Source organism: Corynebacterium sp. KPL4015, from assembly GCF_040225725.1.
In the GTDB taxonomy this organism is placed as follows: Bacteria; Actinomycetota; Actinomycetes; order Mycobacteriales; family Mycobacteriaceae; genus Corynebacterium; species Corynebacterium rhinophilum.
This window is the reverse complement of record NZ_JBEHGF010000043.1, coordinates 1-7,263: the sequence shown is the minus strand read 5'-3', so window position 1 is coordinate 7,263 and position 7,263 is coordinate 1. Positions and strand designations below refer to the sequence as shown.

Here is a 7,263-nt window from a genome sequence, read left to right as displayed (position 1 = left end):
GATTACCGCCAACGTCATAGACGCTGACACCACCAAGGAGGTCGCATGAACCAGTTAAAGCACCGAGCACGTGCTGGTCCCTGACACCATCACACTGCATGCTCTATCGAAAGGTAGAAACACCACTCAAACGGACTTGACCGACCTGTCAACCATCACGACCACTTACCCAGGAACAGACTGTCAAATAAGTCATGAATTCGGACACCGTCAGCCACCCCAACGTCCCGAGCCTCGCGCTCGGGATTTTTATATCTCCACCACCATTTCCTCCGAGCGGGCCCTGCCAGCGAGATCGGGCATATCTCCGGTAATCAGGAACTCCTCGACGCCCAGCCGCTTGCCGATGCCCCTTAGATCCTCCCCCACGTCCTCCACCGTCCCCCAAATATCGTGGCTCAGGGACTCGTCGATGCGGCGCTGCTGTTGACTCGTCAGCCCCTCTAGGTCCAATTCGCGGGCCGGGCGAAGCGGCGCGAATTCCCCGGTGGACTGGGCCATGACCTTTGCATAGGACTCTGGCAGCAAAAGATCGCGGGCCTGGTCCGCGGTATCGGCTACGGCGATATTGAGGGAGGAGATGATAGGTGGGGCATCGGCAAGCGCATGCTCGCGGTAGAGCCGGGCCGCCTTTTCCTGCATCTCTACAGGCCCGCCCAGGATGACGCCCAAGCCCAGCCGCGCGGCCACCGCAACCGACCGGAAGCCCGCAAGGATATAGATGGGCGTGCCCGCGTACTCGGGCCGCACCGTCACCGCTTCCTCGCCGCGCAGGTACCGCAGCAAAGTCTCGACCTCGTTCTCGAACTGTGGCTTGAGCTCCAACGGTTCACCCTGGCGCAGCGCCTTGCGCACCGGCTCCGTAAAGCCCACCGAGGAGCCCAGCCCAATATCAATCCTGCCCGGGTATAGAGCTTCCAAGAGGTTGATTTGTTCCGCAATCAGAAACGGTGGATGGTTGAGCACCATGATGCCTGCGGTACCCACGCGAATGCGCTGCGTGCGCGCCGCCACGTGCGCAGCCAACATGCCCGGCTGGCCCGCGGGGATGCCCGGCACCCCGTGGTGCTCGGCGAGGAAAAACCTGTGAAAACCCAGCCGCTCCACATGCTGCGCATGCTCGGCTACCCCATCGAGTGTGCCTGCCGCTCCGCGGTCCAAAATAGAAAAGCGCATGGCCACCACTGTAGCCATGCGCCTAAAAATTGTACGGATTATTGATTAGCGTCCGCGTTGCCCTTAGACCATTCCTCCCAGGACATATTCCAATCGCCCAAGCCGTCCATAGGGTTGAGCGTCTCGCCATAAGTATTAAATACGTGGACGATATCGCCGCGCTTGACGGTGTTCTGGAACCACTGAGCGGCCTCTGGCGTGACGTTGATGCAGCCGTGGGAGGTATTGGAATTACCCTGCGCCCACACGGACCACGGTGCAGCGTGCACGTAGATGCCCGAATAAGACATTTGGGTAGCCCAGTCCACCTCGGTGCTGTACCCGCCCGCCTCGTGCGGCAACCCGAAGGTCTCAGAATCCATCAGCAGCGACTGGTGCTGATCGCCAATGACGTAACGCCCATTCGGGGTGTCGTATTGGTAGTCGCGCCCCAGCGATACCGGAATGGTGCGCAAGAGCTCCTTGTTCTTGTAGACCTTCATGGTCTTGGTGGCATTATCCACCAGCGTGACGGTGCGATCCCCGATGGTGAAATCCGTCCCGGTATTTTCCCCACCGTAGATGCCGCCACCGAAATCCTTGCCATACTGATCGACCTTGACCTCAACCTTGGTGCCCGGCTCCCAATACTCCTTGGGGCGCCACCGCACCTCCTGGTTATTCACCCAGTAGAACGCGCCTTCCACCTCTGGGTTGGTCTTGACCGTAATCGTGTCCTCTGCCGCCTTGCGGTCGGTGATATAAGTACCGAAATTGACGCCGATTACCTGGCCCACGCCCACCTCGGAGCCTGGGATAGGCGTCATCGCCACCTGGGCGACGCCTGCCGCCTGAGAGGTGGAAAAGCTCACGTTCTTCTTATTTCCATCCTTATCAGTGGCCACGATGGAATAAGTGTGGTTATAGCCAAGTTCCTCAGCCGTGGTCCACTTCTTGCCGTCCTCAGAGAGCTTTTCTTCTACTTCCACGCCCAGCTCATTGGTCATGGTCACGCTCTTGAGCTCAGCAGTGGATTCCACGGTGACGGGCTTGGATGGATCGACATCCTGCGCCCCATCCTTCACGGAGGCGGAAAGCTTAGACTTTTCTTTCTGCTCAGATTTCTCTGCTGAGCTCGAGGTAGTTTCCTGCTCCTCCGGGCGGTTTTCAGCGGCGGAATTAACGGAGCACGAGGCTACTACCAGGGAAATGCACGCAATGCTCGCAGCAGCAATGCGGCGGGAATTAGGGAGGGAGATAACCACTAAGTAGACCTTAGAAATACAGTAGTTCTTTCAAGACCAATCCAGCCTATCGTCTTGCCACTCCAAATACCAGAACCAAGCTCACCATTATCCAAACTGTTATATTCCCCCAGAAATGCACTATGAGCAGGCGATTTTACAGTTTTTCAACCGGGGTGCTAGAGTTTCTACTCGTTGCACAGAGAGCCACACGGCAGGATGTCAACACTGCGCCATTAGCTCAATTGGCAGAGCAACTGACTCTTAATCAGTGGGTTCGGGGTTCGATTCCCTGATGGCGCACAACAGCAAAATCGCGAGGCACGCACCTCGCGATTTTCTCGTTTTCAAAACTAGCAGTTCAAGGCTAGCAAAAAGGCCGAGCATTTCGCTCGGCCTTTGCTTATTTCACGCGTTGGGGCGCGACGACGGGAACACCGCGGTGCTCCACGATGTCCGCCTCTACCCCATAGACACTTTCCACCAGTTCGCGCGTGAGCACGTCTCCAGGCGTGCCCTGGGCACGAATACGGCCTGATTTGAGCACCACCAGCTGATCACACATGCGCGCGGCTAGATTGATGTCGTGGATGGCCACCAGCCCCAGGCTGCCCTCGCGCCTAGCCTTCTCGCGCACCTCTTCGAGGACGAAGAACTGGCGATGTAAGTCGAGCGCGGACGTCGGCTCATCCAAGAGCATCAGCCCCGGATTGCCCACCAGCATTTGCGCCACGGCCACGAGCTGACGCTGGCCGCCAGATAACTCGTTGAGGTAGCGCGAAGCAATGGCATCCAGCCCCATCGCGTGCAGCACCTCGCCGGTACGGGTAATGGGATCCTCGCATGCTTCCCGACGCGCCGCGATCAGCACCGTTTCAAACGCCCGCAGCGCCGCGGTACTGGGCAAATCCTGCGGGACGTAGCCAATCAGCTGGCGGCGGCGCTTGCCCCGCGGGCTCTCGCCACCCACCAGAAAATCCACCTCGCCCTTGTAACCGCGGTGCACGCCGGCCAAGGACTTGATCAACGTGGTCTTGCCGGAGGCGTTGGGGCCTAAGAGGCCAACCAACTGCCCGCCTTGCAGCGTGTCCACGTCCACCGCTTCGAGCACGGTGTGCTTACCGTAGGCTGCGCTAATACCGCGCAGGGTGAGTTCTACGTCCACAGCGCCCTCCTTCGAGTCATCACGATGGCAATAAAGAACGGCACTCCCAAGAGCGAAGTCACAATGCCGATCGGAATAGCCAGCCCAGGCTTAATCATCAGGCTCGCCGCGTGCGCCGCGCACATCACGGCCGCACCGGCGGCCATGGAAGCAGGCACGAAGTAGCGCTGATCCTCGCCCACCAGCATGCGGGCGATGTGCGGGCCCACAAGGCCGATAAAGCCAATGATGCCGGCGAAGGCCACCGTCGTTGCCGCCACGAGGGAGACTACGATGAGCACCACCACGCGCAGCCGCGCGGTATTAATGCCCATGGCGGCGGCGCGGGCATCGCCAAGCCGCAAGGCGGTAAGCCGCCAAGACAGCGCCCACAAAATGGGCAAGGCAACCAGCAGCACGCCCGCCAGCACGCCGTTGGCGACCCAGTTGGCGCGCGTAAGCGAACCCATGGACCAAAAGACGATCTGCTGCAGCGCCTCGGCCGAAGACTGGTATTGGATGAGCGCGAGCATGGCCTGGAAGAAGAAGACCAAACCAATGCCGAGCAGCACCATCGTCTCTGCCTTCGCACCGCGGATAATGGCAGCCACGACGATGATCGCCGTCGCCACCGCCGCCGACAGCCACGCCACCAACGCCAGGTTGAACTGCGGCTGGGTCAGCAGCTGCCACTTCAGCACGATGGAACTTGCGCCACCGAAAGCCGCCGCGGCGGAAATTCCGAGGGTAAACGGCTCCGCCAACGGGTTATTCAAAATGGTCTGCATCTCCGCACCGGCCAGCGAGAGGCTGACGCCGATGAGCAGGGCCATGACGGCCATCGGCAAGCGCAGCTTCCACAGCACCGTATGCGTCTGGTCATCCAGGCTCGAGGGCTTCACGATGCCCCTGATGACCTCGCCGGGGCTGATGTCGATGGCGCCGACGAAGTTGCTGACCACAAACGCCACCGCCGCGATAAGACACAGGCCCGCGACGATGCTAATGCGCTGCCAGGTGAGCTTTTTGTGTTGCTGCGTAAGGGCAGCTACCTCCGCGCTCACCATTAATTCGTGCTAAAGAAGGTTCCCTCGCCAGCAACCGGCGAGTACTTTTCTTGCGCTTGCATCCACTGCTTGTCGATGTCCATATCCTCATACGCCTCCGGGTTGATCCACTTCGCGATCTGCAGCAGCGCTAGGTAGTTGAACGGCGAGTTGTAGAATTGGTGCCACATGCTGTGCAGGTTGTGGTCCTTGACCGCGCGCAGGTTCTCGAATCCTGGCTGGTTGCTCGGCAGCTTGGCGATGCTCGCCTCCGCTTCATCTTCGCCGATGCCATAGCCCACCGCAGCGTAGCCGACGGGGTTGCCCTCATCGTCCTTCTTATCGGACCAGTCGCCGCCGGTCGCAATCACCATGTCTGGATCCGATTCGAGGACCTTTTCTGGGGTCACGGCACCGGATTCGCCCGGGATGATGCCGTCGGCCACGTTTTCGCCGCCGGCCTCGTTGACCAGCTGCGAGATATTGGAGTTATTCCAGGAGCCACAGCAGTCCATGACGCCGGCCGCGCGCCAGACGAAGGTCTTGGGCTTATCCTTTACCTTGTCCGCGCGCTCCTTGACCAGATCCACGGTCTTTTGCCACTCTTTGTTGAATTCCTCGGCGCGCTCTTCTTTGCCGAAGATCTCACCGAAGATTTCCATGGACTTGGTGGTGTTTTCCAGCGGCTTGGCGCGGAAATCGGTCACGGCGTACTTAAGGCCCGCCTGGTCCATCTTTTCGGTCAATCCCGCCTCTTGCGAAGCGTCATACTGGTCCTTGGACAGCACGATGAGGTCTGGGTCCAGGCTCACCAGGTTTTCCACGGTGACATCGCCCTTGCTGATGGCGCCGACTTCCGGCAGTTCAGTGACCTTGGGCAGCTTTTCTTCCAAGACGTTGTAGTAGTCCGGTACGTTTTTCTTCAGATCGGATCCGATGCCCACGACTTTATCCAGCGGGTCTTCAGTGTTGAGAATGCCGGTGGCGAAGATGGAGCGGCCCTCGCCCAATAGAACGCGCTCGGGGGCCTTGTCGAGTTCTACGTCGCGGCCCGCGAGGTCGGTGAAGGACAGGGCGGCATCGTCGCTGCCGCTGCTGCTGTTGGTGTTGTTGGTGGTTTCTTCGGCGGCGCTGCAGCCTGCCAGTACGGTGGCGGAGGCCGCTACCACGGCCAATACCTTGGGGAATCTATATGCCATTTTGAGTCCTTGGTCGATCGGGATCCTCGATACGAGGATAAGGGCGAACCTATCCTAGCCTAACCAGGTAAGGTGACCCAAACCTAAACTGCTTCCTCGGCAATTGCGTAGTCTTCCGGCTCGCCCTTGGGCACCTCGGTGCCGTCCGCCATGGTGCGATCTTCCAATTCGCCATCCGGATCCACGATGGCGATATCGAAGCCGGCCTCGCGGATGCGCCGGAGGCCTTCCTTCAGCATGCGCCGGCCCATCCGGTTGGATCCGGTGATATGAGATAGCTCCAGCACCACCGTGCCCTCGCCGAATTCGCATTCGGTGAGCTGATGCAAGATGGTCTCCGCTGCGTTGAAATTGATAAGCCCCTGCAGGAAGATCACCGTGAGGTCGTCCTCGGTTTCCATCCTGCGCACGGGGTGCACGCCGTAGCGCTCATCCGTGGACATCAAGTGCAGCCCCATATCCTTTGAGAGCAGGGTCAAGGCATCCACCCCGCGGACGGAATTGCCCTCTTTATTAAGCCGCGGCGAAAACGTCGCTACCCCCAATTGGCCAGGCAACGTACCCAGCAGGCCGCCCGAAACGCCGGATTTCGCTGGGATGCCAACCTCGGCCATCCAGCGCCCAGCGCCGTCGTACATGCCCGCAGAGCTCATGACAGAAAGCGTCAGGCGGCAGACATCGGCATCAAGGATCTTCTCCCCCGTCACCGGCTGCGTGCCACCATTGGCCAGGGTGGCAGACATCACGGCGAGGTCGCGCACCGTGACCTTAATCGAGCACTGCTCCACGTAAGTCGAGACGGCATCGTGGGCCTCGTCCTGGATGATGTCGTAATTGCGCAACATGTGCGCCAAAGACAGGTTCCTATCGGAGACCTGCAGCTCGGAATCGCGCACCTTTTCATCAATCTTCAACTCGCGGCCCGCCAGCCGCGAAAAGTAGCTGCGCAACTGTTCTACGCGCTCGGCCGGATCCGAATCCACGCCGTTAATCAGCTGCGTTACTGCAATCGCGCCCGCATTGATCATCGGGTTCACCGGCCGGTGGTCATAGCGGTTCAGCGAAAGTTCGTTGAAGGCCTCGCCAGACGGCTCCATACCAACGATCTCACGCACCGCATCCAAGCCGAGCTCCTGCAGCGCTAGAGCATACGCAAAGGGCTTCGACACGGACTGCAAGGTAAATTCCACCTCTGCATCGCCAGCGGAATACACGTGCCCCGTCGTGGTGCAGATGGCCACGCCGAGGTAGTCCGGTTCCGCCTTCGCGAGCTCGGGAATATAGTCCGCCACCGCGCCGCTGCGGTTTCCTCGCACCTGGGTCAAAATTTCCTGCAAATAAAAAGGAATTGGAGTTTTCATCGCAACTTAGCATACGAAAAAAGCCCCCACGGCGCGCGTGAACTGCTCCCCATTAGTTGGACTGAGAAATCAGTTACCGACTAGTAGGGAGTAGTTTTCTTTGAGAGCACGAAG

6 protein-coding genes and 1 tRNA gene are annotated in these 7,263 nt (G+C 59.6%); 1 reads left to right on the top strand and 6 read right to left on the bottom strand.

Annotated features, from left to right (window positions below):
• Positions 1–249 precede the first annotated feature (249 nt).
• Together ABRP64_RS11320 and ABRP64_RS11315 are read right to left on the bottom strand one after the other, a co-directional pair.
• The gene (locus ABRP64_RS11320; protein WP_410762037.1) at positions 250–1,194 is read right to left on the bottom strand and encodes an MsnO8 family LLM class oxidoreductase; all 945 of its coding nucleotides are present in this window, start codon (positions 1,192–1,194) and stop codon (positions 250–252) included.
• A gap of 20 nt (positions 1,195–1,214) precedes the next feature.
• A complete protein-coding gene (locus ABRP64_RS11315; protein WP_349866501.1) occupies positions 1,215–2,420 on the bottom strand; it encodes a L,D-transpeptidase in 1,206 nt (401 codons plus the stop codon).
• A gap of 209 nt (positions 2,421–2,629) precedes the next feature.
• On the opposite strand from ABRP64_RS11315, the gene ABRP64_RS11310 reads away from it, so the two are divergent.
• A tRNA-Lys gene (locus ABRP64_RS11310) sits at positions 2,630–2,702 on the top strand.
• Between the two features lie 100 nt (positions 2,703–2,802).
• On the opposite strand, the gene ABRP64_RS11305 is transcribed toward ABRP64_RS11310, so the two are convergent.
• The 4 genes from ABRP64_RS11305 to ABRP64_RS11290 all read right to left on the bottom strand — a co-directional run bounded on the left by ABRP64_RS11305 (position 2,803) and on the right by ABRP64_RS11290 (position 7,149).
• A complete protein-coding gene (locus ABRP64_RS11305) occupies positions 2,803–3,564 on the bottom strand; it encodes an ABC transporter ATP-binding protein (protein WP_349866499.1) in 762 nt (253 codons plus the stop codon).
• Positions 3,555–4,610, bottom strand: coding sequence for a FecCD family ABC transporter permease (locus ABRP64_RS11300; protein WP_126319676.1), 1,056 nt, complete (start codon positions 4,608–4,610; stop codon positions 3,555–3,557). The genes ABRP64_RS11305 and ABRP64_RS11300 overlap by 10 nt, the downstream gene beginning before the upstream one ends.
• Positions 4,610–5,788 (bottom strand): ABC transporter substrate-binding protein, encoded by a 1,179-nt coding sequence (locus ABRP64_RS11295; protein WP_284771064.1) that lies wholly within the window; start codon positions 5,786–5,788, stop codon positions 4,610–4,612. Before ABRP64_RS11295 ends, ABRP64_RS11300 begins: the two co-directional genes overlap by 1 nt.
• A gap of 83 nt (positions 5,789–5,871) precedes the next feature.
• Positions 5,872–7,149 (bottom strand): glutaminase, encoded by a 1,278-nt coding sequence (locus ABRP64_RS11290; RefSeq protein ID WP_005277820.1) that lies wholly within the window; start codon positions 7,147–7,149, stop codon positions 5,872–5,874.
• Between the last annotated feature and the right edge of the window lie 114 nt (positions 7,150–7,263).

What these genes read in the sequence shown, in the direction of transcription:
- ABRP64_RS11295 (WP_284771064.1), bottom strand. Translation starts at nt 5,788, where the DNA reads ATGGCATATAGATTCCCCAAGGTATTGGCCGTGGTAGCGGCCTCCGCC.
- ABRP64_RS11290 (WP_005277820.1), bottom strand. Translation starts at nt 7,149, where the DNA reads ATGAAAACTCCAATTCCTTTTTATTTGCAGGAAATTTTGACCCAGGTG.
- ABRP64_RS11300 (WP_126319676.1), bottom strand. Translation starts at nt 4,610, where the DNA reads ATGGTGAGCGCGGAGGTAGCTGCCCTTACGCAGCAACACAAAAAGCTC.
- ABRP64_RS11320 (WP_410762037.1), bottom strand. Translation starts at nt 1,194, where the DNA reads ATGGCTACAGTGGTGGCCATGCGCTTTTCTATTTTGGACCGCGGAGCG.